This window comes from Pseudomonas sp. AN-1, assembly GCF_034057115.1.
In the GTDB taxonomy this organism is placed as follows: Bacteria; Pseudomonadota; Gammaproteobacteria; order Pseudomonadales; family Pseudomonadaceae; genus Geopseudomonas.
Genome location: NZ_CP139195.1, coordinates 3,134,704 through 3,160,016 on the forward strand (window position 1 = coordinate 3,134,704; position 25,313 = coordinate 3,160,016).

The window sequence follows — 25,313 nt, forward strand, 5'->3', positions numbered from 1 at the left end:
GCCCGCGGCAAGCCTTTTTTCTTGAGCGAGAGCCCATGAGCCAGCCCCTGCGCATCGTCTTCGCCGGTACCCCGGAATTCGCCGCCGTCCACCTCCAGGCCCTGCTCGACGCGGGCCTGACGCCGGTGGCGGTGTACACCCAGCCCGACCGCCCGGCCGGCCGCGGCCAGAAGCTGATGGCCAGCCCGGTCAAGCAGCTGGCAGCCACGCACGGCATCCCCGTCCTGCAGCCGCAGACCCTGCGCGATGCGGCAGCGCAGGCCGAGCTGGCGGCGCTGCAGCCCGACCTGCTGCTGGTGGTGGCCTACGGCCTGATCCTGCCGCAGGCGGTGCTCGACATCCCGCCTCTCGGCTGCATCAACAGCCACGCCTCGCTGCTGCCGCGCTGGCGCGGCGCCGCGCCGATCCAGCGCGCGGTGCAGGCCGGCGACGCCGAGTCGGGCGTCACCGTGATGCGCATGGAGGCCGGCCTCGACACCGGGCCGATGCTGCTCAAGGTGACCACGCCGATCGCCGCCGACGACACCGGCGGCAGCCTGCACGACCGCCTGGCCACGCTGGGCGCCGCCGCGGTGGTCGCGGCCATCCCGCAGCTGGCCGCCGGCACCCTGCACGGCGAGGTGCAGGACGACGCGCTGGCCACCTACGCCCACAAGCTCAACAAGGACGAGGCGCGCCTCGACTGGAGCCGCCCGGCGGTGGAGCTGGAACGCCTGGTGCGCGCCTTCAATCCCTGGCCGGTCTGCCACACCACGCTCGGCGAGGCCGCGCTCAAGGTGTATGCCGCCGAAGTCGGTGAGGGGCAGGGCGCGCCGGGTGAAATTCTCGCCGCCAGCCGCGACGGCCTGACCGTGGCCTGCGGCGCGGGCGCGCTGCGCCTGACCCGCCTGCAGCTACCGGGCGGCAAGCCGCTGGGCTTCGCCGACCTGTACAACAGCCGCCGCGAGCAGTTCGCCGCCGGCCAGGTGCTGGCCTGATGGCCGTCGATCCGCGGCTGGCCGCCGCCCGCGCCCTCGGCGCCGTGCTCGCCGGCAAGGCCTCGCTGGGCAGCGCCCTGCCGGCGCAGCTGGACAAGGTCGAGCCGCGCGACCGTGGCCTGACCCAGGAGCTGGCCTTCGGCACCGCGCGCTGGCAGCCGCGTCTGTCCCTGCTCGCCGACAAGCTGCTGCAGAAGCCGTTCAAGGCCGCCGACACGGATCTCGAGGCGCTGCTGCTGGTCGGCCTGTACCAGCTGCTGTACACGCGCATCCCCGCCCACGCGGCGATCGGCGAGACGGTCGGCTGTGTCGACAAGCTGAAGAAGTCCTCGGCCAAGGGCCTGATCAACGCCGTGCTGCGCCGCGCCCAGCGCGAGGGCGAGGCGCTGCTCGCCGAACTGGAGCGCGACCCGGCGGCGCGCACCGCCCATCCGCGCTGGCTGCAGAAGGCGCTCAAGGCGCACTGGCCGGCGGACTGGGAAGCCATCTGCGCCGCCAACAACAGCCATCCGCCGCTGACCCTGCGGGTCAACCGCCGCCACGGCAGCCGTGACGCCTACCTGGCCGAGCTGGCCGCCACCGGCATCGCCGCACGCGCCTGTCCGTTCAGCCCGGATGGCGTGCAGCTGGCCACGCCCTGCGACGTCACCACCCTGCCGGGCTTCGCCGAGGGCCGGGTCAGCGTGCAGGACGAGGCCGCCCAGCTGGCCGCCGACCTGCTCGAGCTGGCGCCCAACCTGCGCGTGCTGGATGCCTGTTGCGCGCCCGGCGGCAAGACCTGCCACCTGCTGGAGGCCGAGCCCTCGCTCAGCGTCACTGCCGTCGACCTGGAGGAGAGCCGCCTGGTGCGGGTGCGCGAGAACCTCGCCCGCCTCGGGCTCGACGCCAGGCTGGTCGCCGCCGACGCCCGCGCCGTCGGCCAGTGGTGGGACGGCAAGCCGTTCCAGCGCATCCTGCTCGACGCGCCCTGCTCGGCGACCGGGGTGATCCGCCGCCACCCGGACATCAAGCTGACCCGCCAGCAAGGCGACATCGCCGCGCTGGCCGCCCTGCAGGGCGAGCTGCTCGACGCCCTGTGGCCGACCCTCGAGGTCGGCGGCGTGCTGCTCTACGCCACCTGCTCGAGCCTGCCGACCGAGAACACCGAGGTGATCGGCGCCTTCCTCGCCCGCACCCCCGGCGCGCGCGAGCTGGACATCCCCGGCCCGTTCGGCGTCAGGCAGCCGCACGGCCGCCAGTTGCTGGCCCAGGTCGACGGCCACGACGGTTTCTACTACGCCAAGCTGATCAAGATCGCCGCCGCCCCCGCGCGCGCGCAAGGAGCAGTCACCGGATGAAGATCATCATTCTCGGCGCGGGACAGGTCGGCGGCAGCCTGGCCGAACACCTGGCCAGCGAGGCCAACGACATCACCGTGGTCGACACCGACGGCGACCGCCTGCGCGACCTGGGCGACCGCCTGGACATCCGCACCATCCAGGGCAAGGGCTCCTACCCGACGGTGCTGCGCCAGGCCGGCGCCGACGACGCCGACATGCTGGTGGCGGTGACCAACAGCGACGAGTCGAACATGATCGCCTGCCAGGTCGCCTACACCCTGTTCAACACGCCGACCAAGATCGCCCGGGTGCGCGAGGCGGCCTACCTGACCCGCGCCGGCCTGTTCGCCAACGAGGCGATCCCGGTCGACGTGCTGATCAGCCCCGAGCAGGTGGTGACCAACTACATCCGCCGGCTGATCGAGTACCCCGGCGCCCTGCAGGTGCTCGACTTCGCCGAGGGCAAGGCGCAGCTGGTCGGCGTGCGCGCCTACTACGGCGGCCCGCTGGTCGGCCAGCAGCTCAAGCAGATCCGCGAGCACATGCCGACCATCGACGCCCGGGTGGCGGCCATCTACCGCCGCGACCGCGCCATCCTGCCGCAGGGCGACACGGTGATCGAGGCCGACGACGAGGTGTTCTTCATCGCCGCGCGCAGCCACATCCGCGCGGTGATGAGCGAGCTGCGGCGCATCGACGACGGCTACCGCAAGGTGGTGATCGCCGGCGGCGGGCACATCGGCGAGCGCCTGGCCGAGGCCATCGAGACCCGCTACCAGGTCAAGATCATCGAGATGAACGCAGCGCGCTGCCGCTACCTGTCCGACACCCTGGAAAGCACCATCGTCCTGCAGGGTAGCGCCAGCGACCGCGACCTGCTGGTCGAGGAGAACATCGCCGAGGCCGACCTGTTCCTCGCCCTGACCAACGACGACGAGGCCAACATCATGTCCTCGCTGCTGGCCAAGCGCCTCGGCGCGCGCAAGGTGATGAGCCTGATCAGCAACCCGGCCTACGTCGACCTGATCCAGGGCGGCGAGATCGACATCGCCATCAGCCCGCAGCAGGCCACCATCGGCACCCTGCTGACCCACGTGCGCCGCGGCGACATAGTCGCGGTGCACTCGCTGCGCCGTGGCGCCGCCGAGGCGATCGAGGCCATCGCCCACGGCGACGCGCGCTCGAGCAAGGTGGTCGGCCGCCGGGTCGCCGACGTGCCGCTGCCGCCGGGCACCACCATCGGCGCCATCGTCCGCGACGAGGAAGTGCTGATCGCCCACGGCGAGACGCGCATCGAGTCGGGCGACCACGTGCTGCTGTTCCTCGTCGACAAGAAGCACATCCGCGACGTCGAGCGCCTGTTCCAGGCCGGCCTGACCTTCTTCTGAGCCCGGGTCGGCTGCGCCTGCGGGCGCGGCCGGCTCCGCTGCCGCACGGACCGCCCCATGCACTACGCCGTCATCTCCCGCATCCTCGGCCTGCTGCTGATGATCTTCAGCGTCACCCACCTGCCGCCCATGCTGCTCGGCGTGCACGACGGCGACGACACCTGGCGCAGCTTCGTCTGGTCGTTCGCCATTACCCTGGTCACCGGCACGCTGATCTGGTTCCCCAACCGCGAGGCCCACGGCGAACTGCGCGTGCGCGACGGCTACCTGATCACCGCGCTGTTCTGGTTCGTCCTCGGCGCCTTCGGCGCCATCCCCTTCCTGCTCGGCGAGCGACCGGCGATGGACGCCGCCGACGCGCTGTTCGAGGCCTTCTCCGGCCTCAGCACCACCGGCGCCACCGTGCTCACCGGCCTCGACGCGCTGCCGCGCTCGATCCTCTACTACCGCCAGCAGCTGCAGTGGCTGGGCGGCATGGGCATCGTGGTGCTCGCCGTGGCGGTGATGCCGATGCTCGGCATCGGCGGCATGCAGCTGTACCGCGCCGAGATGCCCGGGCCGCTGAAGGACAACAAGCTGTCACCGCGCATCGCCGACACCGCCAAGACCCTGTGGCTGATCTACTGCGGGCTGACCGCCCTCTGCGCGCTGGCCTACTGGATTGCCGGCATGAGCCCGTTCGACGCCATCGGCCACAGCTTCGCCACCATCGCCATCGGCGGCTTCTCCACCCACGACGCCAGCATCGCCTTCTTCGACAGCGCGCTGATCGAGGCCATCTGCATCTTCTTCATGGCCGCCTCGGGGATGAACTTCGCCCTGCACTTCCTCGCCCTGCGCAGCCGCTCGCTGAAGGCCTACCTGCGCGACCCCGAGTGCATGACCTACCTCAGGCTGCTGGCCGCGGTATTCGTCATCACCACCGCGCTGCTGCTGGTCTACAGCCACCACGACGACCCGCTCGACTCGATCCGCTTCGCCGCCTTCCAGGTGGTCTCGGTGTTCACCACCACCGGCTTCGGCGTCGACGACTTCAGCGTGTGGCCGAGCTTCCTGCCGTTCCTGCTGATCTATACCACCTTCATCGGCGCCTGCGCCGGCTCCACCGGCGGCGGCATGAAGGTGATGCGCGCCATGCTGGTGGTGCGCCAAGGCCAGCGCGAGATCCAGCGCCTGCTGCACCCCAGCGGCGTGTTCGGGGTGAAGATGGGCCGGCGCAAGGTGCCCGACCGGGTGATCGAGTCGGTATGGGGCTTCTGCGCCATGTACATGGTGACCTTCTTCGGCCTGATGCTGCTGCTGCTCGGCACCGGCCTCGACCCGATCACCGCCTTCTCCAGCCTGGCCTCGTGCATGAACAACCTCGGCCCGGCGCTGGGCGACGCCGCCGCCCACTACGCCAATCTGCCGGACAGCGCCAAGCTGCTGCTCAGCGTGGCGATGATCCTCGGCCGTCTCGAGGTGTTCTCGCTGATCGTGTTGCTGTCGCCGGCGTTCTGGCGCTACTGAGGCGCGCTCGGCTAGGCTGGACGACCACAACGCGTCGCCCACCAGCGGCGGCGCAATCTCCACCCACTGCAGGGGAACGCCCATGACCACCGTCGCCGCCCTGGAAAGACTGCTGGCCGCCGGCCACGACAACGCCCTGCTGCGCTTCGGCCTGGGCAACGCCCACCTGGATGCCGGCGACGCCGTCCAGGCGCTGCCCCACCTGCAGCGCTGCGTGGAATTCGATCCCGGCTACTCGGCGGCCTGGAAACTGCTGGGCAAGGCCCATGCGGCGCTCGGCGCCACGGACGCGGCGCGCGCCGCCTGGCAGCAGGGCCTGGAAGCCGCCCGCACCCGCGGCGACAAGCAGGCGGAGAAGGAGATGACGGTGTTCCTGAAGAAGCTGGACAAGCCGCGTGCCGGCTAGAGCCCCGGCGACGGCACGAGGAGGCCGCCGATGAGCTGCACCGGCCGCACGATAGACCGCCTGCGTCGGCAGATCCCCGGCTTCGCCTGCGAGCCCGGCTGCCACGACTGCTGCGGGCCGGTCACCGCCTCCTCCGAGGAGATGTCGCGCCTGCCGGTGAAAAGCGTCGCCGCGCATGACGCGGCGCTGGCCGACTGGAACTGCGTGCACCTCGGCCCGCAGGGCTGCGAGGTGTACGACGAACGCCCGCTGATCTGCCGCCTGTTCGGCACCACGGCGAGCCTGCCCTGCCCGCGCGGCCGCGGACCGGCGACACCCACCCCGGCGCAGGTCGAGCAGCAGGTCCACGAGCTGATCGCCAGCACCCGCCAGGTGCTGGTCTAGCACCGGCGCGTCCTCAAGCGCTTGATGGCGCCCTCGACCACAGCGTCGGCATCCAGCCGTCACGGCCCGCCGGACCGTGGCGGCCGCTCTTCTGCGCACACTCCGCCCTTGCGTGCACAAACCTATGCATGGATATTGTACAGTACGCACAACTTGTACAACTTAGCCTGTCCCAGCGGAGTTCCACAATGCCGGCCTCTACCAGAAGAAGACTCAGCATCGGCCAGCGTCTGGCCCTCGGCTTCGCCGTCATCCTGGCGATGATGGTGCTGCTCACCCTGATCGGCGTGAATCGCGTGGGAGGGATCAGGAACAGCCTGGTCGCCATCAACGAGGAGCACAGCGTCAAGCAGCGCCAGGCGATCAACTTCCGCGGCAGCGTGCACGACCGCGCCATCGCCCTGCGTGACGTGGTGCTGGCCCGCTCGACCGCCGAGCAGCAGGCCGCCCTCGCCGAGATCCAGCGCCTGGCCGACAACTATGCCGAGGCGCAACGCGTGCTCGACGGCCTGCTGCAGAAGAGCAGCGGCGTGCTGCAGCAGGAACGCGAGCTGGCCGCGGCGATCCGCGAGGTCGAGCAGCGCACCCTGCCGCTGGCCAGTGCGGTGATCGCCGCCCAGCAGGGCGGCCGGCCGGACGAGGCCCGCACCCTGCTGCTCGAACGGGCAGCACCGGCCTTCAGCGACTGGCTGGCCAGCATCAACGCCTTCATCGACCTGCAGGAAGGCGAGATCCGCCGCGACTCGCAGCAGGCCACCGCGATCGCCTTGAGCTTCTCCTGGCTGATGATCATCCTCTGCAGCGCGGCCCTGCTCTGCGGCGTGCTGCTGGCCGTCCTGATCACCCGGCGCCTGCTGGCCCAGCTGGGCGCCGAACCGGACGAGGTGCGCGAACTGGCTGCCGCCATCGGTCGCGGCGAACTGGCCGTCGGCGGCCAGCCCCGCGGGCATACCGACAGCATCCTGGCCGCCCTGCTGGCGATGGCCGCCCAGTTGCAGGACACCGTGGCGCGGGTGCGCCGGTCGGCCGATGCGGTGTCGGTCGGCAGCACGCAGATCTCCCGGCATGGCGACGAGCTGAGCGAGCGCTCCGAGCAGCAGGTCAGCGCGCTGACCGCTACCGCCGCCGCCATGGAAGAGCTCGGCGCCACCGTGCGCCTGAACGCCGACAACGCCCGCCAGGCCGACCGGCTGGCCGCCTCGGCCGCCAGCGTGGCCAACCGCGGCGGCGAGCTGATGCAGGCGGTGGTGGCGACCATGGGCGACATCAACAGCCGCTCGCGGCAGGTCGCCGACATCGTGGCGATCATCGACGGCATCGCCTTCCAGACCAACATCCTCGCCCTCAACGCCTCGGTCGAGGCGGCGCGGGCCGGCGAGGAGGGCCGCGGCTTCGCCGTGGTGGCCAACGAGGTACGCCATCTGGCCCAGCGCAGCGCGGAGGCCGCCCGGGACATCAAGGCGCTGATCGGCGAAACCCTGCAGAGCGTCGAGCGCGGCGCCGGGCTGGTCGACGACGCCGGGCACACCACCGCCGAGATCGTCACCGCCATCGCCCGCGTCTCGCAGATCATGAGCGAGATCAGCACCGCCAGCCGCGAGCAGAGCACGGCAGTCGAGCAGGTCAGCCGCGCGGTGGTCGACATGGACCAGACGACTCAGGTCAACCGCCTGCTGGTCACCGACAGCGCCCAGGCCGCGCACAGCCTGCAGCAGCAGGCCGAGGCGCTGGCCGCGGCGATGGCGGTGTTCCGCCTCGACAGCCAGGCCGACGCCCCGCACGTGCCGGCCCCTGCGGCGCTGCCGGCAGCGCACGCCGCCCGCGCGCCGAGCCCGGCATTCTGAAGCGTACCGGGGCGGGCCCGAGCCGCCCCGGCTGGCGCACCATGCGCTGCAACAGCGACGCCGCTGCCCCTGGACGGGGCAGTGGCGTTGTTCATTACCGCGTGGCGCCCGGCAGTCCGAGCGCGGCTTCAGTCGCCGACGAAAACCAGCGCCACGCCGCCGCTCTCGCAGCGCAGCACACGCATGTGCACCAGCGGGGCCTCTCCCGGCAGGCCCTGGACCTGACCGCAGACCAGCTCGCCGGGCTGCATGAGGCCCCGGGGCTCGTCGAGCAGCACGAACACCCCGCCATCGGAGATGTCGCGGGTGATGACCTGCAACCTGCCATGCTGCGGATGCTCGATGCACAGCGGAACCTTCATCGGTGTGCGCACATGCACGCGACGGTTTTCCATGTTCGGGATCGTCCTGTCTGCGGGGGAGAGCTCAGACGCTACTGGCTATGCGCCAGCGCGGCAAGCCCGGGCGGTTTCAGTACCAGCGCTGCTCGCCCTCCGGGCGCTTCTTGAAGCGCTTCATGCTCCACATGTACTGGCTCGGCCAGCGCCGCACGTAGCCCTCGATCATCCGGCTCATCGCCGCCACGCCGACCTCGGGGTCCTTGCTGTACATGTCCTCCGGCGCCGCCTCGAGGATCACCTTGAAGCCGCTGCCGTCCTCCAGGCGGATGGCATGCAGGAACACGCCGACCGCCTTGTGTCCGGCCAGCATGCCCGGCACGAACTTGCTGGTCAGCGCCTGCACGGCGAAGAACGGCACGAAGATGCCGCTGCCTTCGCTCGGCTCCGGGTCGGCGGGAATGCCCACCGCGCCGCCGCGGCGCACTTCCTTGATCACGCTGAGGATGCCCTCCTTGGTCGACGGCGCCACGCGGTTGCCCATCTGCACGCGCTGGCGCTGCAGCAGCTCGTCCACCGCCTTCTGCTTGGGCGGGCGGTAGAAGATGATCGGCTTGCACTGGTTGCAGTAGAAGTGGTTGAGCACCTCCCAGTTGCCCAGGTGGCTGGTGATGCCGACCACGCCCTTGCCGCTGGTCAGCGCCGCCTCCAGCACCTCGAGGCCCTCGACCTCCTTGACCAGCGCCAGCGACTTCTGCGGCGGCCAGATCCACGCGCAGGCGCTCTCGGTGAAGGTCTTGCCGATGTCCTTCAGGGTGCGTCCGAGCAGCGCCTCGCGCTCGGCGGCGCCCAGTTCGGGAAAGCACCTGGCCTGGTTGATGCGCACCACCTCGCGCGAGCGGTTGGGCAGCTTCCACAGCAGCCAGCCGATCGCCGCGCCGAGGCGCTGCACGGCGGACCAGGGCAGGGCGGCGACCAGCCGCAGCGCGCCCACCACCAGGGCGCCTTTGATCTTCTCCACGGGATTCTCCGGCGGTTGGATTGAGCGGGCATTGTACCCCGCGGCCCGCGGCCTGGTTCCGCCTGCCGGCGAATTGGCGGGCGATGTTCCACGTGGAACATATCAACCGGCGAGCTGCGCACGCCGCACAACACGCGCCCCCTCCACAGCTTTCGCCATCGGTTATACTCGCCGGCTTTACGCAAGCCTCAGAACAGGTGATTTCGTGAGCCAGACTACGCCTGCCGTGCGCACCTTCCAGGACCTGATCCTCGCCCTGCAAAGCTACTGGGCGGAGCAGGGCTGCGTGGTATTGCAGCCCTACGACATGGAAATGGGCGCCGGCACCTTCCACACCGCCACCTTCCTGCGCGCCATCGGTCCCGAGACCTGGAACGCCGCCTACGTGCAGCCCTCGCGCCGCCCGGCCGACGGCCGCTACGGCGAGAACCCCAACCGCCTGCAGCACTACTACCAGTTCCAGGTGGTGCTCAAGCCGAACCCGGACAACATCCAGGACCTGTACCTCGGCTCGCTGCGCGCCATCGGCATCGACCCGCTGGTCCACGACATCCGCTTCGTCGAGGACAACTGGGAATCGCCGACCCTCGGCGCCTGGGGCCTGGGCTGGGAAGTCTGGCTCAACGGCATGGAAGTCACCCAGTTCACCTACTTCCAGCAGGTCGGCGGCGTCGAGTGCTACCCGGTGACCGGCGAGATCACCTACGGCCTTGAGCGCCTGGCCATGTACCTGCAGGGCGTCGACTCGGTGTACGACCTGGTCTACTCCGACGGCCCGTTCGGCAAGGTCACCTACGGCGACGTGTTCCACCAGAACGAGGTGGAGCAGTCCACCTACAACTTCGAGCACGCCAACGTCGACAAGCTGTTCGAGCTGTTCGACTTCTACGAGGCCGAGGCCAACCGCCTGATGGCCCTCGAGCTGCCGCTGCCGACCTACGAGATGGTGGTCAAGGCCTCGCACACCTTCAACCTGCTCGACGCCCGCCGCGCCATCTCGGTGACCGCGCGCCAGCAGTACATCCTGCGCGTGCGCACCCTGGCCCGCGCGGTGGCGCAGAGCTACCTGATCGCGCGCGCCAAGCTCGGCTTCCCGATGGCCACCGCCGAACTGCGTGACGAAGTACTGGCCAAGCTGAAGGAGGCCGCGGAATGAGTGCACAAGATTTTCTGGTCGAACTGGGCACCGAAGAGCTGCCCCCCAAGGCACTGAAGAGCCTCGCCGAGGCGTTCCTCGCCGGCGTCGAGAAGGGCCTCAAGGCCGCCGGTCTCGGCTACGCCAAGGCGCGCTACTACGCCGCGCCGCGCCGCCTGGCGATCCTCGTCGAGCAGCTGGCCACCCAGCAGCCGGACCGCGAAGTGCGTCTGGACGGCCCGCCGGTGCAGGCCGCCTTCGACAAGGACGGCCAGCCGACCCAGGCCGCCCTGGGCTTCGCCAAGAAGTGCGGCGTCGATCTGGAGCAGGTCGACACCAGCGGCCCGAAGCTGAAGTTCGTGCAGAGCATCGCCGGCCAGCCGGCCACCAGCCTGCTGCCGGGCATCGTCGAGGCTTCGCTGAACGAGCTGCCGATTCCCAAGCGCATGCGCTGGGCCGCCCGCCGCGAGGAGTTCGTCCGTCCCACCCAGTGGCTGGTGATGCTGCTGGGTGAGCAGGTGGTCGACTGCACCATCCTCACCCAGCAGGCCGGTCGCGTGTCGCGCGGCCACCGCTTCCACGCCAACCACGAGGTGCGCATCAGCAACCCGGCCAGCTACGCCGAGGACCTGCGCAGCGCCTACGTGATCGCCGACTTCGCCGAGCGCCGTGCGCTGATCGACGCCCGCGTCGCCGAGCTGGCCAGCGAGCAGAACGGCAAGGCCATCGTGCCGCCGGCGCTGCTGGACGAGGTGACCGCGCTGGTCGAGTGGCCGGTGCCGCTGGTCTGCTCCTTCGAGGAACGCTTCCTCGAGGTGCCGCAGGAGGCGCTGATCGCCACCATGCAGGACAACCAGAAGTACTTCTGCCTGGTCGACGGCAACGGCAAGCTGCTGCCGCGCTTCATCACCGTGGCCAACATCGAGTCCAAGGACCCGGCGCAGATCGTCGCCGGCAACGAGAAGGTGGTGCGCCCGCGCCTGACCGACGCCGAGTTCTTCTTCAAGCAGGACAAGAAGCACGCCCTCGAAGACAACAACCAGCGCCTGGCCAACGTGGTGTTCCAGGCCCAGCTGGGCAGCGTGTTCGACAAGGCGCAGCGCGTCTCCGCCCTGGCATCGCTCATCGCTGCACGCATCGGCGGCGACGCCGAGCGCGCCGCGCGCGCCGGCCTGCTGTCCAAGTGCGACCTGGCCAGCGAGATGGTCGGCGAGTTCCCGGAGATGCAGGGCATCGCCGGCTACTACTACGCCCTGCACGACGGCGAGCCGGCCGACGTGGCCCTGGCGCTCAACGAGCAGTACATGCCGCGCGGCGCCGGGGCCGAGCTGCCGTCCACCCTGACCGGCGCCGCCGTGGCGGTGGCCGACAAGCTCGACACCCTGGTCGGCATCTTCGGCATCGGCATGCTGCCCACCGGCTCCAAGGACCCCTACGCCCTGCGCCGCGCCGCGCTGGGCGTGCTGCGCATCCTGATCGAGAAGCAGCTGGATCTGGATCTTGAAGAAGTCATCTGGGAAGCAATCTGCAAGAACGAGCAGCTCGCATTCAGCATGTCGACGAGCAGCTCGCAAAAGACGCTCACTGGCCCGCAGCTGAGAGAGCAGCTGCTCGACTTCATCTTCGACCGCCTGCGCGCGCGCTACGAGGACGAGGGCGTCGAGGTGGCGGTGTACCAGGCGGTACGCTCACTCAAGCCGACATCGCCACTGGACTTCGACCAGCGCGTGCAGGCCGTGCAGGCGTTCCGCCAGCTGGCCGAGGCCGCCACCCTGGCCGCCGCCAACAAGCGCGTGTCCAACATCCTCGCCAAGGCCGAGGGCGAAGTGCCGCGCGAGGTCAGCAGCAGCCTGCTCATCGAGCCGGCCGAGCAGACCCTGGCCCTGGCGGTCAGCCAGGCCGCCGAGGCGGTCGCCCCGCTGGCCGCGGCGCGCAACTACAACGCCGTGCTGCAGCGCCTGGCCGCCCTGCGCGCGCCGGTGGATGCGTTCTTCGAGGAAGTGCTGGTCAACGCCGACGACGCCGCGGTGCGTGGCAACCGCTACGCGCTGCTGGCCCAGCTGCGCGGGCTGTTCCTCGGCGTGGCGGACATCTCGCTGCTGGGCTGACCGCCCCTGTGGATAACGGCTCCGGCCGTTATCCACAGATACCTGATTGCCGGCCCTGTGGATATTGCCTCTGCTTCTGTTCCACAGGGCCCAAGCGTAGGGTGGACAACGGCGCAGCCTTGTCCACCATCCATCCCGGTGGAAAATCGCGGCGCGAGTTTTCCACCCTACGCCCTTGAAACCGCCCTTATGAAACTGCTGATTCTCGACCGCGACGGGGTCATCAACGAGGACTCCGACGCCTACATCAAGTCCGTTGCCGAATGGATCCCGATCCCCGGCTCGATCGCGGCCATCGCCCGCCTGAGCCTGGCCGGCTGGACCGTGGCGGTGGCCACCAACCAGTCGGGCCTGGCGCGCGGCTACTACGACGAGGCCACCCTCGAGGCCATGCACGCGCGCCTGCGCCAGCTGGTGGCCGAGCAGGGCGGCGAGCTCGGCCTGATCGTCCACTGCCCCCACGGCCCGGACGAGGGCTGCGCCTGCCGCAAGCCGCTGCCCGGCCTGCTGGTGCAGATCGCCGAGCACTACGACGTCGCCCTCGACGGCGTCTGGTTCGTCGGCGACAGCCCCGGCGACATCGCCGCCGCCCAGGCGGTGGCCTGCCAGCCGGTGCTGGTGCGCAGCGGCAAGGGCGAGCGCACCCTGGCCAAGGGCGTGCCTGAAGGCGTCAAGGTGTTCGACAACCTGGCGGCCGTGGCCGCCCATCTGCTGGCCGGGGAGGCCGCCCGATGACCCTGCGTACCGCCCTGTTCTATTTCCTGCTCGGCCTGAGCACCGTGATCTGGTGCATCCTCAGCCTGCTGATTGCCACCTGGCTGCCGCAGAAGGCCCGCTACGAATTCATCGCCCGCACCTGGTGCCGCTTCGCCGTGTGGCTGACCCGGGTGATGCTCGGCATCGACTACCGCCTCGAAGGACTGGAGAACATCCCCCGGCAGCCGTGCGTGATCCTCGCCAAGCACCAGAGCGCCTGGGAAACCTTCTTCCTCACCGCCCACTTCGCACCGCTGACCCAGGTGCTCAAGCAGGAACTGCTGCGCATCCCGTTCTACGGCTGGGCGTTCAAGCTGCTCAAGCCGATCGGCATCGACCGCAGCAACCCCAAGCAGGCGCTCAAGCAGGTGGCCAGCGTCGGCCTCGAACGCCTGCAGCAGGGCAACTGGCTGCTGATCTTCCCGGAAGGCACGCGCATTCCGGCCGGCGAGATGGGCAAGTTCTCGCGCAGCGGCGCCTCGGTGGCGGTGGCCGCCGGCGTGCCGGTGCTGCCGGTGGCGCACAACGCCGGCGAGTGCTGGCCGCGCGACGGCTGGCAGCGCCATCCGGGCACGGTCAGCGTGGTGTTCGGCCCGGCCCTGTACGCCGAGGGCGAAGGCCCGCGCGCGGTGGCCGACCTCAACCAGCGCGCCGAGACCTGGATCGGCGAGACCATGCAGAAGATCAACGGCACGGCGCGCGCCCGATAGGGCAGACTGGAGGCCTGGCGCCGGCCCGGGCCGGCCCCACATTCCTTCCCGATTCAGGAGGCAAGCGGCATGGATGTGTTTCGTTACCTGCACCTGATGGTCGAGCAGGGCGGTTCCGACCTGTTCTTCAGCGTCGGCGCACCGCCGCAGCTCAAGCGCGAGGGCCAGAGCCTGCCGATCGGCAAGGCGCCGCTGCCGCCCGGCTCCGTGCAGCAGCTGGCCTACCAGATCATGAGCCAGAAGCAGATCGCCGAGTTCGAGCGCGATCTGGAGATGAACCTGGCCATCGGCCTGGAAGGCGCCGGACGCTTCCGCGCCAACGTCTACTACCAGCGCGGCGAAGTCTCGATGGTGGTGCGCCACATCAAGAGCCAGATTCCCGGCATCGAGGAACTCGGCCTGCCGAAGAAGCTCGAGGAGCTGATCATGCTCGACCGCGGCCTGATCCTGGTGGTCGGCGCCGCCGGTTCCGGCAAGTCGACCACCCTGGCGTCGATGATCGACCTGCGCAACCGCTCGCGCGGCGGCCACATCGTCTGCATCGAGGATCCCATCGAGTTCCTCCACCAGCACCAGCGCTCGATCGTCGACCAGCGCGAGGTGGGCCTCGACACCCGCAGCTTCGAGCAGGCGCTGCTCAACGTGCTGCGCGAGTCGCCGGACGTGATCATGATCGGCGAGATCCGCGACCGCGACGCCATGCAGCACGCCCTGCACTACAGCGAGACCGGCCACCTGTGCATCGCCACCCTGCACGCCACCAACACCACCCAGGCCATCGAGCGCATCTGCAACTTCTTCCCCAAGGAGGCGCGGCAGCAGGTGCTCGGCGACCTGGCGCTCAACCTGCAGGCGATCGTCGGCCAGCGCCTGGTGCCGGGGCGCGAGGCCAAGCGCGTCGCCGCCGTCGAGCTGCTGCTGAAGACCCCCTACATCGCCGACCTGATCCAGCGTGACCAGCTCGACGACATCAAGGCCGCCATCGGTCGCGGCCAGGAGCTCGGCCTGCAGACCTTCGACCAGCATCTCTATGCCCTGGTGCAGGCCGGACGCATCAGCCTCGACGAGGCCCTGCGCCACGCCGACTCGCGCACCGACCTGACCCTGCGCGCCAAGCTCGCCCGCGGCTTCCACGCCGAGGACGCCGAGCTCAAGGTGATGCGCGACGCCGAGCTGCACATCACCCCCTGATCCGCCGACCGCCGGGCGCCGTCGCACGGCGCCCGGCGGCATGCGCGGAACTTGAACGAAAGCACGTCCGCCCCCGCCCGCCCTCCGCGCCATTTGGTTAACATGCCCGCTGCTCTCGCGCGCAAACAGGGTATCGCGGATGAAAGAACCAGCAGACCTCGAGTGGAAAGGCCTCCCGACCGAGGCGGCCAGCGACCGTTTCCTTCCCCCCGATAGCGGCGGCAGCTGGGACGACCAGGCGGTGCCGCAGCTGCGCCTGGCCGACCTCGACGCCGACGCACTGGCCGACTTCCAGCGGCGCAGCGGCGCTGCGGAGGAGAGCGGCGCCGTGCTGCTCGAGCAGCTGCAGCTGTTCCACCTCAAGCGCGCCGCCGTGCTGCTGTTCCATGCCGAGCCGGAAAAACTGGTCGGCGGTGCCTACGTCCGCGTCGGCCGCTTCGACCGCGAGCAGGGCCTGGTCCAGCAGCACGCCATCGGCGGCCCGCTGTTCGCCCAGTTCGAGCACGCCCTGGCGCTGCTGGAGGCGCACCTGCGGCATGACCCCGACGGGCAGCCTCGCGCGCCGGCGGCCTTGCCGCTGCCGCTGGCGGCGCTGCGCGAGGCGCTGCTCAACGCCCTGGTGCACAAGGACTACGCCAGCGGCATCCCCATCCAGATCCGCCTGCACGACGACCGCATCAGCCTGTGGAACCCGGCGCGCCTGCCGCATGGCTGGAGCGTCGCCAGTCTGCGCACCCGTCACCTGTCGCGCCCCGGCAACCCGGACATCGCCAGCGCCTTCCAGCGCGCCGGGCTGATCGAGGCCTGGGGTCTGGGCATCGACCGTCTGCTCGGCGCCTGCCGCGTCCACGGCGTGGTCGAACCACTGCTGCGCCATGAGCAGGACGGCCTGTGGCTGGAGTTCGCCTATACCCGTGCGCTGCCGCGCCAGTACCCGCGTTCCGCGGCCTCGCGGACTTTTTCCATGCCGACAGGCGAAGTGAAAAGTGCTGTCGCAGGTGAAGTCGCAGGTCATGTTACAGGTGGAGATACAGGTGAAGTCGACATACATGCTGCAGACGAAGAAAGAAGTCATGTTGCAGGTCATGTCGCCAGTGAAGTCCGCCGCCTGATCGGCGTCTGCGACGGGGTGATGAGCCGCAAGGCCCTGCAGGACGCCCTCGGCCTGAAGAGCGACGCCAACTTCCGCACCCTGTATCTGGTGCCGGCGCTGGAGGCCGGACTGATCGAGATGACCATTCCCGACAAGCCCAAGAGCAGCCGCCAGCAATACCGGCTGTCCACCGCCGGCCAGGCCTTGCGCCAGCAGAAATGATCTCCCCCGGCTGTGGACAACAACTGTCCACAGCCAGAAGTTTGACGCTTCAGCGCAAGCCGTCGAACCACTTTTCCACAGCCCATCTACCAAGAGTTCAGGATGAACACCGATCTCGATTTCCGCCCGGTCCGCGACGCCGACCTGCCCGCCATCTGCAGCTTTGCCCGGAGTGCCGAGGAGCTGTACTACCTCGCCCCGCGCGCCCGCTTCCCGCTCGACGTCGAACAGCTGGCCGCCAGCATCGCCCAGCGCAGCGATTCCAGCGTGGTGTGCCGCGGCGAAGAGGTGCTGGCTTTCGCCAACATCTACAGGCGCGAGGAGGGCGCCTGCTGGGTCGGCAACGTCGCGGTGGCAGCGCAGGCACGCCGCCAGGGCGTGGCGGGCTTCCTGATGCAGCGGATGGCCCGGCTGGCCGCCGAGCGCCACGGCGCCCGCGAGCTGCGGGTGTCCTGCTTCAATCCCAACACTGCCGCCCTGCGCCTGTACGCCCGCCTCGGCTACACGCCCTTCGCCCTCGAGGAGCGCCAGGGTCCGCAGCAGCAACCGATCATGCTGATCCACCTGCGTCTGCCGCTGACCTGAGCCCGCGCCTTGCCAACCGGCGCGCAGAACGCACCGGCCGGCTCAGCCAGAATGCTGCTCCCGCCTACGACAAACGGACTTGTCCATGCGCCACTCTTCCTTGCTGTCCTCCCTCAGCAGTTTCGCCCGTGCGGCAACCCTGCTGCTGCTCGGCAGCCTGGGCACGCCGGCCTGGAGCGCACTGCTGCCGGAAGCGACCCGCACCGAACTCCTGCAGGCCGTGCAGCAGCAGTTCTGGGGCAAGGCCCGCTACGCCGACAGCTCCCCCGTGCTGCCCGCCGACGAGGCGGAGCGCCAGCGCCTGCCGGTGTCGCCGGCCGTGGCCCGTCAGGTCATGGATGTCGGCGAGCTGTCCGGACTGGCCGAATGGTGCGACCTGGACTGGCAGGGCCACTACCTGACCCTGACCACCAGCGCCCGCCGCCATGGTTTCACGGAAAAGCAGCTGGCTTTCATCGGCGTCACCCATGGCGCCCTGCAGGGCTTCATGGCTCGGGCCATGCAGCAGCGCAGCTGTGAAGACGAACAGCGCCAGCGGGTCGCGCAGTTGCTGCGCCAGTCACCGAATCGCAGCTTCCCCTGACTGCCCGGAAAGATCATGCTCAACCTGTTGCGCAACACCCTCTACCTCCGCCTGCAGGCCGACCTGCTGCGCGCCCTCCATGTGGAGTCCGGCCAGACCCTCAGCGAGCCGCCGCTACTGGCCCTGCGCAGCGACGGCAAGGGCCGGCGCGTGCCGCTGGCCGTCGGCGACGCGGCGCTGGCCCTGGACGGCCAGCCGGGCGTCGAGCTGGTCAACGGCTTCCGCCATCCGCGCACCCTGCTGGCCGACTTCGCGGTAGCGGAGCAGACCCTGCGGCTGCTGCTGAAGCGGCTCCAGCCGCCCGTGCTGCTGCGCCCGGCGCCGACGGTGGTGCTGCAGCCGCTGGAGCGGCTTGAGGGCGGTCTGACCCAGGTCGAGACCCGCGCGCTGGTCGAGCTGCTGATGGGTGCCGGCGCGCGCCAGGTGTACCTCTGGACCGGCCGGGAACTGCACAGTCACGAACTCGAGCATCTGCACTTCCCCGAGGCCGGCGGCAGCCTGCTCTGGCCAGCCTGAAGCGTTCTACGTGGAACAGCCATGGCATCCGCAGCACCTGTTCCACGTGGAACACACCGCGCAGAAACGACAAAGCCCGGCGAGCCGGGCTTTGCTGAAAGCAGGGCAGGGGCGCGCTCAGCGGCGCACCTTGCTGGCCGGTTCGCCGCCGATGCCCCAGTGATCCTTGGGCACCTCGGTGATCAGCACCCGCACGCGGTCCAGCGGCGAGTCGAGGGTGCGCGCCAGCGCCTCGCTGACCTCGCGGATCATCGCTTCCTTCTGTTCCGCGCTGCGGCCTTCCATGATGTGCACATGGGCAATCGGCATGAGACGGTTCCTCGCGAAAAAAGCCCCGGCCAGCGGCCGGGGCAACAGGGGTGAACTCAGACGAAGCGCGCGGAGACGCTGCCCAGGCCCTGGTAGCGCACGGTGACGTTGTCGCCCGGCTCCACCGCCACCGCGGCGGTAATGCCGCCGGTCATGATGAAGGTGCCGGCCGGGATGTGCTCGCCGCGCTCGGCCAGCAGGTTGGCCAGCATGGCCACGCTGGACAGCGGATGACCGAGCACCGCGGCGCCGGCGCCGACTTCCACCACCTCGCCGTTCTTCTCCATCACCACGCCGAGGGTGCGCAGGTCGACGTCCTCGAGGTTGGCCATCTGGCCGCCGGTGATGTAGCGGGTCGAGGAGGCGTTATCGGCCACCACGCTGATCAGGTCGAACTTGAAGTTCTCGTAGCGCGAGTCGATCACCTCGACGGTGGGGATCACGTAGTCGATCGCCGCGATCACGTCGCCGATGTGGCAGCCCGGGCCCTGCAGCGGGGCCTTGGTGACCACGGAGATTTCCGCCTCGATCTTCGGGTGGATCAGCTTGGAGCAGTCCACCACGCCGCCGTCCGGCACGCTGAAGTAGTCGGAGAGGAAGCCGTAGATCGGCGTCTCCACGCCCATCTGCGCCATCTTCGCCCAGGAGGTCAGGCCCATCTTCAGGCCGACGGTCTTGTTGCCGCGGGCCTCCTTGCGGCGACGGATCTCCCACTGGATGTCGTAGGCGTCGGCGAAGGTCATCTGCGGGTAGTCGTTGGTGATCTTCGGAATGTCGTGGACATTCAGCTCGGCGCCTTCGACGTGCTCGGCCAGGGCCAGCACCTGTTCGCGGGTCAGGGTACGGTTCATGCGGTCACCTTCTGGGTCTGGCGGGCCTTGGCCATGTCGAGGGCCAGGTCTTCGATCATGTCTTCCTGGCCGCCGACGGTACCGCGGCGGCCGAGTTCTACGAGGATGTCGCGGGCCGGCACGCCGTACTTCTTCTCGGCGCGCTGGGCGAACAGCAGGAACGAGCTGTACACGCCGGCGTAGCCCAGGGTCAGGGCATCGCGGTCGACGCGGATCGGCTGGTCCATCAGCGGCACCACCAGGTCCTCGGCGACGTCCATGATCCTGTACAGGTCGATGCCGGTCTCGGCGCCCATGCGCTTGAGCACCGCGCACAGCACCTCCAGCGGGGTGTTGCCGGCGCCGGCGCCGAGGCCCGCGACCGAGCCGTCGATGCGCACCGCACCGGCCTCGATGGCGGCCAGCGAGTTGGCGATGGCCATGCCCATGTTGTGGTGGCCGTGGAAGCCGATCTGGGTGGCCGGGTTGAGCTCGGCGCGCAGCAGGCCGATCTTCTGGCTGACCTCGTCGGGCAGCATGTAGCCGGCCGAGTCGGTGCAGTAGATGCAGTTGGCGCCGTAGCTTTCCATCAGGCGGGCCTGCTCCAGCACCTTCTCCGGGCTGGCCATGTGCGCCATCATCAGGAAGCCGACGGTGTCGACGCCCATCTTCGCCGCCATGCCGATGTGCTGCTCGGAGACATCGGCCTCGGTGCAGTGGGTGGCGACGCGGATGGTCGACACGCCGCAGTCCACCGCCATCTTCAGGTGGTCGACGGTGCCGATGCCCGGCAGCAGCAGGGCGGAGACCTTGGCCTGCTTGAGCTGGGGGATCACCGCGCTGAGGTACTCCTCGTCGCTGTGCGCCGGGAAGCCGTAGTTGATCGAGCGCCCGCCGAGGCCGTCGCCGTGGGTGATCTCGATCAGCGGCATGCCGGCGGCGTCGAGGCCGGTGGCCACGGCGACCATCTGCTCGAGGCTGATCTGGTGGCGCTTGGCGTGCATGCCGTCGCGCAGGCTCATGTCGTGCAGGGTGACTTGCTTGCCTTGCAGATTCATCGTGCTATTCCCCTCAGGCCAGTGCAGCTTCGCGGCTCGGCAGTTGGATGGTGCCGGCGGCGATTTCCTCGGCGAACATCTCGGCGGTGCGCAGACCGGCGGCGGTCATGATGTCCAGGTTGCCGGCGTACTTGGGCAGGTAGTCGCCCAGGCCCTCGACCTCCATGAAGATCGACACGCGGTTGCCGTCGAACACCGGGCCGTTCTTCAGGCGGTAGCCCGGCACGTACTTCTGCACCTCGGCGAGCATGGCGTGCACGGAGGCGGTGATGGCATCGCGGTCCGGCTCGCTCTCGGTCAGGCAGTGGATGGTGTCGCGCATCATCAGCGGCGGCTCGGCCGGGTTGATGATGATGATCGCCTTGCCTTCCTTCGCGCCGCCGACCTTCTCGATGGCGCCGGCGGTGGTGCGGGTGAACTCGTCGATGTTCTTGCGGGTGCCCGGGCCGACCGAACGCGAGGACACGGTGGCGACGATCTCGCCGTAGGCCACCGGCTGCACGCGGGATACCGCGGCGACCATCGGGATGGTCGCCTGGCCACCGCAGGTGACCATGTTGACGTTCATCTCCAGCTTGCCGACGTGCTCCTTGAGGTTCACCGGCGGCACGCAGAACGGACCGATGGCGGCCGGGGTCAGGTCGATCATCAGCACGCCCAGCTCGTTGAGCTTGCGGCTGTTCTCGGCGTGGGCGTAGGCGCTGGTGGCGTCGAAGGCGACGCGGATGTCGTCTTCGATGACGTGCGGCAGCAGGCCGTCGACGCCCTCGCAGGTGGTCTTCAAGCCGAACTCGCGGGCGCGCTTGAGGCCGTCGGACTCGGGGTCGATGCCGACCATCCATACCGGCTCGATCCACTCCGAGCGCAGCATCTTCATCACCAGGTCGGTGCCGATATTGCCCGGGCCGATGATCGCGGCTTTCAGTTTCTTGCTCATGTTCAGGCTCCTGATCAGACGAAGCGCACGCTGGCGCTGCCGATGCCGCCGATGTCGACGCGCATGAAGTCGCCGGCCTTGACCGGCTCCAGCGGCACCAGCGAGCCGGAGAGGATCACCTCGCCGGCCTTCAGGCCGATGCCGAAGTGGCCGAGGGTGTTGGCCAGCCAGGCAACGCAGTTGACCGGCGAGCCCAGCGCGGCGGCGCCGGCGCCGGTGCTGATCTGCTGGCCGTTCTTCTCCACCACCATGCCGCAGGTGACCAGGTCGACCTGGCGCGGGGAGACGGCGTTGTCGCCGAGGATGAACAGGCCGCAGGAGGCGTTGTCGGCGACGGTGTCCTGGATCTTGATCTTCCAGTCCTGGATGCGCGAATCGACCACCTCGAAGCAGGGGATCACGCACTCGGTGGCGGCCAGCACGTCGGCGTTGGTGATGCCGGGGCCCATCAGGTCCTTCTTGAGGATGAAGGCGATCTCGCCCTCCGCCTTGGGCTGGATCAGGCGGTCGCTGATCGGCATGGTCGCGCCGCTGCTGAACACCATGGCGTCGGTCAGGTAGCCGAAGTCCGGCTGGTTGACGCCGAGCATGGTCTGCACCGCCTTGCTGGTCAGGCCGATCTTCTTGCCGATGATCCGCTCGCCGGCGGCCAGACGGCGCTCGAGCATGCGCAGGGAGATCTGGTAGGCGTCGTCGATGGTCAGGTCATAGCGGCTGGTCAGCGGGGCGACGGCCTCGCGGCTCTGCATGGCCTGGTAGAGCTCGTCGCCGAGCTGTTGGATCAGTTCTTGGTTCATGCGCATTTTTCCTGAAGGTTGGCGGCGGCATCGGCCTCGGCGAGGAAGTCCTCGACCAAGCGGGCGAAGCGGCCGGCGTGTTCGATCTGGGTCCAGTGGCCGCAGTGGCCGAAGACGTGCAGCTGGCTGTTGGGGATCAGCTCGGCCAGGCGCAGCGAGGCCTCGAGCGGGATGATCCGGTCCTCGCGGCCATGGATGACCAGCGCCTGGTGGGGCAGGGCGCGGATGTCCGCCTCGTCGCTGGCCAGGTCGTCGACGCCGTTCTGCCGCGGCGGCGGGAACATGGCGGCGAACGACTCCTGGAAGCCCGGGCGGATGCTGGCCTGGTAGCGCAGCTCGGCCAGCTCGTCGTTAACCAGATTGCGGTCGTAGGCGAACAGGTCGAGCAGCTGGCGCATGTTGGCCAGCGACGGCGTGTAGCCCCAGGCGGTCTCCAGTCCCGCGGTGATCGGGAAGGACACGCCGACGCTGCCCATCAGCACCAGCCGGCGCACCCGCTCGGGGTGGCGGATGGCCAGGGCCAGCGCCAGACCGCCGCCGAACGAGTTGCCGACGATGTCGGCCTGCTCGATGCCGAGGGCGTCGAGCACGCCGATGGCATGCTCGACCCAGCGCTGCTGGCTGTACTGCGCATCGGCCGGACGCTCGCTGTAGCCGAAGCCGAGCATGTCCGGGGCGATCACCCGGCGCGTCTGTGCCAGCTGCGGGATGATCCCGCGCCAGTTGGCCCAGGCGGTGACGCCCGGGCCGGAGCCGTGGATCAGCAGGACCGGGAAGCCTTCGCCCTGCTCATGCAGGTTGGTGCGGTAGCCGGCGGCGAGGATCTCGCGGCCGATTTCCGGGCTCTGTACGGGCTGGTTCATGACTGCCTCACAGCTTCACGCAGATGTTCTTCAGCTCGGTGTAGAACTCCAGCGAGTGCACCCCGCCTTCGCGACCGATGCCCGACTGCTTGCTGCCGCCGAAGGCGGTGCGCAGGTCGCGCAGGAACCAGCTGTTGACCCAGACGATGCCGGCCTCGATCTGCCCGGCGACGCGGTGGGCGCGCGAGCTGTTCTCGGTCCAGATCGCCGAGGCCAGGCCGTAGGGCAGGCTGTTGGCCAGCTCGATGGCTTCCTCTTCGGTGTCGAACGGACGGATGTGGCAGCACGGGCCGAAGATTTCCTCGGTGACCACCGCCGAGTCGTCCGGCAGGCCGGTCCAGATGGTCGGCTGCACCCAGGCGCCGCCGGCCAGGTGCGCCGGCATGTCCGGCACGCCGCCGCCGGTGACGACGGTGGCGCCCTCGTCCTTGGCCTTCTGGTAGTAGCTGAGGACCTTCTCGCGGTGCTTGTGGCTGACCAGCGAGCCGAAGTTGGCGCTCGGGTCGTTCGGCTCGCCGATCTTCAGCGCCTCGGCGCCGGCCTTCAGGCGGGCGACGAACTCGTCGAAGATCGGCCGCTCGACATAGACCCGCTCGGTGCCCAGGCAGACCTGGCCGCAGTTGGCGAAGGCGGAGCGCAGGGTGCCCTCGATGGCCTTGTCCATGTCGCAGTCGGCGAACACGATGCCGGCGTTCTTGCCGCCCAGCTCCAGCGACACCTGGCGCACGCCCTTGGCAGCGGCGCGCATGATGGTCTCGCCGGTGCCGGTCTCGCCGGTGAAGGTGATGGCGTCGACGTCCGGGTGGGCGGTGAGGAAGGCGCCGGCCGAATTGCCGCCGAAGCCGTGCACCACGTTGTACACGCCGGCCGGCACGCCGGCGGCGTTCATCACCTCGCCGAGCAGGGCGGTGGTGGTGGGGGTCTCTTCCGAGGGCTTGACCACCACGGTGTTGCCGCAGGCCAGCGCCGGGCCGACCTTCCAGGTCATCAGCAGCAGCGGCAGGTTCCACGGGCTGATCACGCCGATCACGCCCTTGGGACGGCGCACGCCGTAGTTCAGCGCGCCGGTGCCGTCCGGGGTGGCCATCTCGAAGGCCTCGGTGGGCACGTTCTTCACCAGGTCGGCGAACACCTTGAAGTTGGCCGCGCCGCGCGGGATGTCGATGTGCGAGGCGAGGGACTTCGGCTTGCCGGTGTCCAGGCACTCGGCCTCGAGGAACTCGTCGAAGCGCGCGGTGATGCCGTCGGCGACGCGGTGGAGGATCTCGGTGCGCTCGGCGACGGTCATCTTGCCCCACGGGCCCTTGAGCGCCGCGCGCGCGGCCTTGACCGCGGCGTCGACCTCGGCCTCGCCGGCCTCGTGGATCTTGGCGATCACCTGGCCGTTGACCGGGTTGACGTTGTCGAACAGCTTGCCGCTGGCGGAACCGACGTATTCGCCGTTGATGAAGTGCTTGATCTCTTTCATGGATGAGTCTCGTTGGGCAGTGGCAATCAGGTCAGGACGGTGAGGAAGCGCTCGTTGAGCTCGCGGTCGTGGTAGAAGATCGCCTTGCCCAGTTCGGCGGCGGTCCAGGTCACCGGCGGGTGGTCCGGGTAGTGGTAGTCGCCGCCGCAGAACACCTCGTTGCGGTTGCCGGACGGGTCGAAGAAGTAGATGGTCTTGCCGTGGGTCAGGCCGTGGCGGGTCGGGCCGATGTCGATCGAGGTGTTGGTCATGCTGATCAGGTCGGCGGCGCGCAGCACGTCGTCCCAGGTCTCGAGGAAGAACGAGGCGTGGTGCAGCTTGCCCTGCTCGGTGTGCTGGATGAACGCCACGTCGTGGGCCTTCATGCCGACGGTGAGGAACTGGGCGATGCGGTTGCCGTGCGGGTCGACCACCTGCTCGGCCAGATCGAAGCCGAGCACCTCGGTGAACAGGCGCAGGGTTTCCGGCAGGTTGCCGCCGTACAGCAGGGCGTGGTCGAAGCGGGTCGCCTTCATGCCCTTGAGGCCGCGCGGCCAGGCTTCCGGATTGATCTCGGACAGGCCCCACTTGCCGGTCTGCTCCTTCTCGGCGTACAGCTCGAAGCGGTGGCCGGTCGGCGCGCTGAAGCGCACGCGGCGGCCGCAGCCCTTCAGCTCGCCGGCCGGGATGCTCTCCACCAGGCAGCCGAAGGCCACCAGGTCCTCGGTCAGGCGGCCGAGGGTGGCGTCGTCGAGCACCTTGAAGCCCATGAAGTCCATGCCGGCCTCGTCGGCCTCGCGCAGCACCACGGAGAACTTGTCGACCTCGGTCCAGCCCTTGAGGTACACGCGGCCGCGCTCGTCGCGGTCGACCTCGATCAGGCCGAGCAGCTCGACGTAGTGTTCCAGGGCCTTGGCCATGTCCAGAACGCGCAGCTGGATGTGTCCCGGACGCATCACACCTTTTTTCATCTCGACACCTCTTGTC

26 protein-coding genes and 1 pseudogene are annotated in these 25,313 nt (G+C 69.3%); 17 read left to right on the forward strand and 10 right to left on the reverse strand.

What is annotated here, in order from left to right:
* Positions 1–35: 35 nt before the first annotated feature.
* The 8 genes and pseudogenes from fmt to SK095_RS21770 all read left to right on the forward strand — a co-directional run bounded on the left by fmt (position 36) and on the right by SK095_RS21770 (position 7,827).
* Positions 36–977 (forward strand): methionyl-tRNA formyltransferase, encoded by a 942-nt coding sequence (gene fmt, locus SK095_RS14750; protein WP_320546723.1) that lies wholly within the window; start codon positions 36–38, stop codon positions 975–977.
* The gene (gene rsmB, locus SK095_RS14755) at positions 977–2,314 is read left to right on the forward strand and encodes a 16S rRNA (cytosine(967)-C(5))-methyltransferase RsmB (RefSeq protein WP_320546724.1); all 1,338 of its coding nucleotides are present in this window, start codon (positions 977–979) and stop codon (positions 2,312–2,314) included. The genes fmt and rsmB overlap by 1 nt, the downstream gene beginning before the upstream one ends.
* Positions 2,311–3,684 (forward strand): Trk system potassium transporter TrkA, encoded by a 1,374-nt coding sequence (gene trkA / locus SK095_RS14760; protein ID WP_136490039.1) that lies wholly within the window; start codon positions 2,311–2,313, stop codon positions 3,682–3,684. Before rsmB ends, trkA begins: the two co-directional genes overlap by 4 nt.
* Before the next feature lie 57 nt (positions 3,685–3,741).
* Positions 3,742–5,193: a TrkH family potassium uptake protein gene (locus SK095_RS14765; protein WP_136490038.1), complete on the forward strand. Its 1,452-nt coding sequence runs from the start codon at positions 3,742–3,744 to the stop codon at positions 5,191–5,193.
* 82 nt (positions 5,194–5,275) lie between these two features.
* Positions 5,276–5,599, forward strand: coding sequence for a tetratricopeptide repeat protein (locus tag SK095_RS14770; RefSeq protein WP_136490037.1), 324 nt, complete (start codon positions 5,276–5,278; stop codon positions 5,597–5,599).
* 30 nt (positions 5,600–5,629) lie between these two features.
* On the forward strand, positions 5,630–5,983 hold the full coding sequence (locus SK095_RS14775) for a YkgJ family cysteine cluster protein (RefSeq protein ID WP_136490036.1): 354 nt from the start codon (positions 5,630–5,632) through the stop codon (positions 5,981–5,983).
* A 188-nt stretch (positions 5,984–6,171) separates the two neighbouring features.
* Positions 6,172–6,702: pseudogene (locus SK095_RS21765) on the forward strand (MCP four helix bundle domain-containing protein); the annotation flags it as partial.
* A gap of 411 nt (positions 6,703–7,113) precedes the next feature.
* Positions 7,114–7,827 carry a methyl-accepting chemotaxis protein gene (locus SK095_RS21770; RefSeq protein WP_414153893.1) on the forward strand — a complete coding sequence of 238 codons (714 nt, stop codon included), beginning with the start codon at positions 7,114–7,116 and terminating at the stop codon, positions 7,825–7,827.
* 128 nt (positions 7,828–7,955) lie between these two features.
* Here SK095_RS21770 and SK095_RS14785 read toward each other — a convergent pair whose 3' ends face one another.
* Complete coding sequence (locus SK095_RS14785) at positions 7,956–8,222, reverse strand: PilZ domain-containing protein (protein ID WP_136490034.1); 267 nt, start codon at positions 8,220–8,222, stop codon at positions 7,956–7,958.
* 76 nt (positions 8,223–8,298) lie between these two features.
* Positions 8,299–9,186: a lysophospholipid acyltransferase gene (locus SK095_RS14790; RefSeq protein WP_320546726.1), complete on the reverse strand. Its 888-nt coding sequence runs from the start codon at positions 9,184–9,186 to the stop codon at positions 8,299–8,301.
* A 205-nt stretch (positions 9,187–9,391) separates the two neighbouring features.
* On the opposite strand from SK095_RS14790, the gene glyQ reads away from it, so the two are divergent.
* From glyQ to SK095_RS14835, 9 genes are all read left to right on the forward strand, one after another.
* Positions 9,392–10,342 (forward strand): glycine--tRNA ligase subunit alpha, encoded by a 951-nt coding sequence (gene glyQ / locus SK095_RS14795; protein ID WP_320546727.1) that lies wholly within the window; start codon positions 9,392–9,394, stop codon positions 10,340–10,342.
* Positions 10,339–12,429, forward strand: coding sequence for a glycine--tRNA ligase subunit beta (gene glyS / locus SK095_RS14800; protein WP_320546728.1), 2,091 nt, complete (start codon positions 10,339–10,341; stop codon positions 12,427–12,429). The genes glyQ and glyS overlap by 4 nt, the downstream gene beginning before the upstream one ends.
* Before the next feature lie 189 nt (positions 12,430–12,618).
* Positions 12,619–13,164, forward strand: coding sequence for a D-glycero-beta-D-manno-heptose 1,7-bisphosphate 7-phosphatase (gmhB, locus tag SK095_RS14805; RefSeq protein WP_320546729.1), 546 nt, complete (start codon positions 12,619–12,621; stop codon positions 13,162–13,164).
* A complete protein-coding gene (locus tag SK095_RS14810) occupies positions 13,161–13,895 on the forward strand; it encodes a lysophospholipid acyltransferase family protein (protein WP_136490029.1) in 735 nt (244 codons plus the stop codon). The genes gmhB and SK095_RS14810 overlap by 4 nt, the downstream gene beginning before the upstream one ends.
* A gap of 69 nt (positions 13,896–13,964) precedes the next feature.
* Positions 13,965–15,086, forward strand: a complete 1,122-nt coding sequence (locus tag SK095_RS14815) for a PilT/PilU family type 4a pilus ATPase (RefSeq protein WP_320546730.1) — start codon at positions 13,965–13,967, stop codon at positions 15,084–15,086.
* Between the two features lie 139 nt (positions 15,087–15,225).
* Entirely contained in the window at positions 15,226–16,401 is a 1,176-nt protein-coding gene (locus tag SK095_RS14820) for a Fic family protein (RefSeq protein WP_320546731.1), read from the forward strand.
* Positions 16,402–16,503: 102 nt separating this feature from the next.
* Positions 16,504–16,986: a GNAT family N-acetyltransferase gene (locus tag SK095_RS14825; protein ID WP_320546732.1), complete on the forward strand. Its 483-nt coding sequence runs from the start codon at positions 16,504–16,506 to the stop codon at positions 16,984–16,986.
* Between the two features lie 85 nt (positions 16,987–17,071).
* Positions 17,072–17,569, forward strand: a complete 498-nt coding sequence (locus tag SK095_RS14830) for a hypothetical protein (protein WP_320546733.1) — start codon at positions 17,072–17,074, stop codon at positions 17,567–17,569.
* A 15-nt stretch (positions 17,570–17,584) separates the two neighbouring features.
* The gene (locus SK095_RS14835; protein ID WP_320546734.1) at positions 17,585–18,085 is read left to right on the forward strand and encodes a rod shape-determining protein; all 501 of its coding nucleotides are present in this window, start codon (positions 17,585–17,587) and stop codon (positions 18,083–18,085) included.
* A 117-nt stretch (positions 18,086–18,202) separates the two neighbouring features.
* Here the strand turns inward: SK095_RS14835 and SK095_RS14840 are convergent, their stop codons facing one another.
* The 8 genes from SK095_RS14840 to SK095_RS14875 are packed head-to-tail and all read right to left on the reverse strand — an operon-like array spanning position 18,203 to position 25,297.
* Complete coding sequence (locus SK095_RS14840; protein ID WP_320548908.1) at positions 18,203–18,427, reverse strand: 4-oxalocrotonate tautomerase; 225 nt, start codon at positions 18,425–18,427, stop codon at positions 18,203–18,205.
* A 23-nt stretch (positions 18,428–18,450) separates the two neighbouring features.
* On the reverse strand, positions 18,451–19,245 hold the full coding sequence (dmpH, locus tag SK095_RS14845) for a 2-oxo-3-hexenedioate decarboxylase (protein WP_136490020.1): 795 nt from the start codon (positions 19,243–19,245) through the stop codon (positions 18,451–18,453).
* Positions 19,242–20,282, reverse strand: coding sequence for a 4-hydroxy-2-oxovalerate aldolase (dmpG, locus tag SK095_RS14850; RefSeq protein ID WP_320546735.1), 1,041 nt, complete (start codon positions 20,280–20,282; stop codon positions 19,242–19,244). The genes dmpH and dmpG overlap by 4 nt, the downstream gene beginning before the upstream one ends.
* 13 nt (positions 20,283–20,295) lie before the next feature.
* Complete coding sequence (locus tag SK095_RS14855) at positions 20,296–21,219, reverse strand: acetaldehyde dehydrogenase (acetylating) (protein WP_136490018.1); 924 nt, start codon at positions 21,217–21,219, stop codon at positions 20,296–20,298.
* A gap of 14 nt (positions 21,220–21,233) precedes the next feature.
* On the reverse strand, positions 21,234–22,016 hold the full coding sequence (gene dmpE, locus SK095_RS14860) for a 2-oxopent-4-enoate hydratase (RefSeq protein ID WP_136490017.1): 783 nt from the start codon (positions 22,014–22,016) through the stop codon (positions 21,234–21,236).
* A complete protein-coding gene (locus SK095_RS14865) occupies positions 22,013–22,879 on the reverse strand; it encodes an alpha/beta hydrolase (RefSeq protein WP_320546736.1) in 867 nt (288 codons plus the stop codon). Before SK095_RS14865 ends, dmpE begins: the two co-directional genes overlap by 4 nt.
* Positions 22,880–22,886: 7 nt before the next feature.
* A complete protein-coding gene (locus SK095_RS14870) occupies positions 22,887–24,347 on the reverse strand; it encodes a 2-hydroxymuconic semialdehyde dehydrogenase (protein WP_320546737.1) in 1,461 nt (486 codons plus the stop codon).
* 26 nt (positions 24,348–24,373) lie between these two features.
* On the reverse strand, positions 24,374–25,297 hold the full coding sequence (locus tag SK095_RS14875) for a catechol 2,3-dioxygenase (RefSeq protein WP_320546738.1): 924 nt from the start codon (positions 25,295–25,297) through the stop codon (positions 24,374–24,376).
* Positions 25,298–25,313 lie beyond the last annotated feature (16 nt).

Bases quoted from the DNA above. Each gene is read 5' to 3' on its own strand.
- fmt (WP_320546723.1), top strand. From the start codon at position 36: ATGAGCCAGCCCCTGCGCATCGTCTTCGCCGGTACCCCGGAATTCGCC.
- rsmB (WP_320546724.1), top strand. From the start codon at position 977: ATGGCCGTCGATCCGCGGCTGGCCGCCGCCCGCGCCCTCGGCGCCGTG.
- trkA (WP_136490039.1), top strand. From the start codon at position 2,311: ATGAAGATCATCATTCTCGGCGCGGGACAGGTCGGCGGCAGCCTGGCC.
- SK095_RS14765 (WP_136490038.1), top strand. From the start codon at position 3,742: ATGCACTACGCCGTCATCTCCCGCATCCTCGGCCTGCTGCTGATGATC.
- SK095_RS14770 (WP_136490037.1), top strand. From the start codon at position 5,276: ATGACCACCGTCGCCGCCCTGGAAAGACTGCTGGCCGCCGGCCACGAC.
- SK095_RS14775 (WP_136490036.1), top strand. From the start codon at position 5,630: ATGAGCTGCACCGGCCGCACGATAGACCGCCTGCGTCGGCAGATCCCC.
- SK095_RS21770 (WP_414153893.1), top strand. From the start codon at position 7,114: ATGGAAGAGCTCGGCGCCACCGTGCGCCTGAACGCCGACAACGCCCGC.
- SK095_RS14785 (WP_136490034.1), bottom strand. From the start codon at position 8,222: ATGGAAAACCGTCGCGTGCATGTGCGCACACCGATGAAGGTTCCGCTG.
- glyS (WP_320546728.1), top strand. From the start codon at position 10,339: ATGAGTGCACAAGATTTTCTGGTCGAACTGGGCACCGAAGAGCTGCCC.
- gmhB (WP_320546729.1), top strand. From the start codon at position 12,619: ATGAAACTGCTGATTCTCGACCGCGACGGGGTCATCAACGAGGACTCC.
- SK095_RS14810 (WP_136490029.1), top strand. From the start codon at position 13,161: ATGACCCTGCGTACCGCCCTGTTCTATTTCCTGCTCGGCCTGAGCACC.
- SK095_RS14815 (WP_320546730.1), top strand. From the start codon at position 13,965: ATGGATGTGTTTCGTTACCTGCACCTGATGGTCGAGCAGGGCGGTTCC.
- SK095_RS14820 (WP_320546731.1), top strand. From the start codon at position 15,226: ATGAAAGAACCAGCAGACCTCGAGTGGAAAGGCCTCCCGACCGAGGCG.
- SK095_RS14825 (WP_320546732.1), top strand. From the start codon at position 16,504: ATGAACACCGATCTCGATTTCCGCCCGGTCCGCGACGCCGACCTGCCC.
- SK095_RS14830 (WP_320546733.1), top strand. From the start codon at position 17,072: ATGCGCCACTCTTCCTTGCTGTCCTCCCTCAGCAGTTTCGCCCGTGCG.
- SK095_RS14835 (WP_320546734.1), top strand. From the start codon at position 17,585: ATGCTCAACCTGTTGCGCAACACCCTCTACCTCCGCCTGCAGGCCGAC.
- dmpH (WP_136490020.1), bottom strand. From the start codon at position 19,245: ATGAACCGTACCCTGACCCGCGAACAGGTGCTGGCCCTGGCCGAGCAC.
- dmpG (WP_320546735.1), bottom strand. From the start codon at position 20,282: ATGAATCTGCAAGGCAAGCAAGTCACCCTGCACGACATGAGCCTGCGC.
- SK095_RS14855 (WP_136490018.1), bottom strand. From the start codon at position 21,219: ATGAGCAAGAAACTGAAAGCCGCGATCATCGGCCCGGGCAATATCGGC.
- dmpE (WP_136490017.1), bottom strand. From the start codon at position 22,016: ATGAACCAAGAACTGATCCAACAGCTCGGCGACGAGCTCTACCAGGCC.
- SK095_RS14865 (WP_320546736.1), bottom strand. From the start codon at position 22,879: ATGAACCAGCCCGTACAGAGCCCGGAAATCGGCCGCGAGATCCTCGCC.
- SK095_RS14870 (WP_320546737.1), bottom strand. From the start codon at position 24,347: ATGAAAGAGATCAAGCACTTCATCAACGGCGAATACGTCGGTTCCGCC.
- SK095_RS14875 (WP_320546738.1), bottom strand. From the start codon at position 25,297: ATGAAAAAAGGTGTGATGCGTCCGGGACACATCCAGCTGCGCGTTCTG.